2 protein-coding genes are annotated in these 2793 nt (G+C 62.7%); one reads left to right on the forward strand and one right to left on the reverse strand.

Annotation, left to right across the window (positions count from 1 at the left end):
• Positions 1-236 precede the first annotated feature (236 nt).
• On the forward strand, positions 237-2525 hold the full coding sequence (locus AC52Q4_RS12815) for a serine/threonine-protein kinase (protein ID WP_495537188.1): 2289 nt from the start codon (positions 237-239) through the stop codon (positions 2523-2525).
• A 128-nt stretch (positions 2526-2653) separates the two neighbouring features.
• Here the strand turns inward: AC52Q4_RS12815 and AC52Q4_RS12820 are convergent.
• A partial coding sequence (locus AC52Q4_RS12820) for an ECF-type sigma factor (RefSeq protein WP_495537189.1) occupies positions 2654-2793 on the reverse strand: 140 nt, incomplete at its 5' end.

Below are 2793 nucleotides of genomic sequence, written 5' to 3' on the forward strand. Positions count from 1 at the left end.
GCCTATGTCCTGGGAAACTCCACATTGAGCCTGGTCAGCGACACGTTCTACGGTGATCCAACGGGACTGTTCGGTCAATTCGCGCACCGCGATCGTCTCACGCTGATGTTCGAGCACACCTTCTGAAGCAGCCGCCGAGTCAACAGATCTCCGTCAACGAGCTCTTCCGCCTGCACCTGTCCGGGTGCAATTGCCTGTGATAACTTCCACAGTCCCGGCACGCGGGAGAGGGGGCGGTGACAGACGAGCGAACCCCGGGGGATCTGCTGGAGCGCCTGAGAACCGGGGGCGGCCTGCAGATTTCCGCAGAGTTGACGCGCGAGACCACCGCGCACCAGGCGCTGGTCGGCCTCGTGTTGTCCGGCTACGAGCTCTGTGAGCACATCGCCGATGGCGGTATGAGTCAGGTTTATCGTGCGCGACGAGCAGATGGCCGTTTTGAGCGCGACGTGGCGGTGAAAGTCAGCGCCGGGAGCATCCTCGATGGTAACTTCCGAAAGCACTTCTTCCGGGAACAGCAGATCCTGGCAGGTCTGAACCATCCTGGTATCGCGCAACTCTACGACGCGGGAATCTCGGACGAGGGCTGGCCTTACATCGTGATGGAGCTGGTAGACGGCGTGTCCATCGACGAGTACTGCGCGGCGGTCGGTCTCAATGAGAAAATCGCGCTGCTGATCCGGATCTGCAGCGCCTTGAGCTTTGCACATTCGCAGCTCGTGGTGCACCGGGATATCAAGCCGCGCAATGTTCTCGTCACAGAAGACGGGCATCCGAAGCTGTTGGACTTCGGCATCGCGAAGCTGCTGTCCGTAACCGACCAGGCGACACGGACCCTCGTCCTTACACCTCGGTATGCGAGCCCCGAGCAGCTGCTGGGACAACCGGCGAGCGTCGCCTCGGATGTCTATCAGGTCGGCCTGCTACTCGCGCAGCTCCTGCACACCGATCTGATCCACCCAGATGCCGACCTCGAGCAGGCTATCCGGCGTACCTCCAGCGAAGCCGACCTGGAGTTTAACCGGGAGGTGAGCCGATTGCTGCCGAGAGAGCTTGTTAACATTGTCGAGCAGTGCGTGCGCACGAGACCGGCCGAACGTTACAGCCAGGTCAGCGACATCCGCGACGATCTGCAGCGCTACCTCGGAGGGTATCCGGTCCGCGCCAGCGGCAACAGTCGGTGGTACGGTGCTCGAAAATTCGTGCAGCGCAACGTGGTTCCCCTGGCGGCAACAGCGGCGGTGGTGGTGACCTTCCTCGCTTCCGGCGCCTGGTACCTGATGGCGGTCGATGAAGCCCGCCATCGAGCTGAGCTCGAAGCCCGCGCCGCCCAGAGCGTCACCGACTTTCTCGTCGAGATCTTCAATGCACCGGACCCGCAGTTGGCGTTGGGCGAAGAAATCACCGCCCGGGATCTTCTCGATCAGGGGCTGTCCAGGCTCGAGAATGATACGTCTTTGGCCCCTCTGGTCGAGGCACGACTCTATGGCGCCATCGGCCGGGCCCATACACAAATGGGTCTGAACGACGTGGCGGAGCCCATTCTGCGCCAGGCGATAGGCCTGCATGAGCAGATATCGCCCACCGCTTGGGAAACGCTGAGCAACCTGAATAATCTCGCCATCGCGCTTCGCAACCAGGGTCGTTTCGAGGCAGCGGTTGCCGTCGCCGAAGACGCGTTGGCCAAGGTCGAGCAGCATCATCCGCCGGACGACAGGCTCAGGTTTAGTTTGATCAACGGTCTCGCCGCCAGCCATCAACAGTCGGGAAATCTCGAAGTGGCCGAAGCCTACTATCGGCGCGGCAACCGGATTGTCGAGCAGTACGGGGTTCCATCCGAGGTAGACCGCGCTTGGTTCAATCTATCTTACGGGCACCTGCTGAACCTTCAGGGCCGAGCAGAGGAGGCGGAAGCCTGGATGCGTCCGGTGTACGAGAGAACCGTGGAGATGTTGGAGACCGACCATCCTGCCACCCTGGCTGCGGCCACCAACCTCGGGCATGCGCTGCACATTCAGGGGCGCTATCGGGATGCGTTTCCGTTGTTCGAGGCGATTCACGCTGGCCGTGTCAGAATGCTGGGGCCGGATCATGCCGAGACGCTGGCGGCGCTGGCTAACGTAGGTTCCCTGCACAATTCGCTGGAGCAGTTCGAGCAGGCCGCAGCGGCCCTGTCGGAGTCGGTGGTGCGCCTGGCCGAGGTCCACGGAACTGAGCATCCTGTTACGCTTCACGTTACCAGCAACTACGGACAGGCCCTCGTGGGGCTCGGCCGCCACGACCGGGCCGTGGCAGTCCTGTCGGAGAATCTGGCCTCGGAGCGGCGGGTTCTTGGCGACAAACATCCCTACACGCTTGATTGTCAGCGGTTTCTCGTGGAGGCGCTGTCCGAGGCCGCGCGCTGGGAAGAAGCCGCCGAGCTGGCGCAACGGACTCTGCCGCTGCTGCAAGCCCAGTTCGGCGAGACCCACAGCTACACTGCCGAAATGGAAGGGCTTCTAGCACGCGCCACGAAAGGGCGCTGACGTCGGCTCGGATCGTTCGGACGCCACGAGGCATTCTCACCTCTTGGCGTCTTCGCGACGGTAATACAGCGGTTTTCAAGGTTCATGGGAACGCCGCCACGTCCCCCGGATGGGGCTCGCGGGGCGGGCTAGTCGATGATATCGTTCAACATGTCAGCCAGCCGCTCCCGGGCCGCGGCCCACATGCGCTCCACGGAACGCGGCGACAGATCAAGTGCTTCGGCCGTCTCGGCCACCGTCAAGCCGGCGAAGTAGCGGAACTCGAACA

Source organism: Nitrococcus sp. (assembly GCF_059432795.1).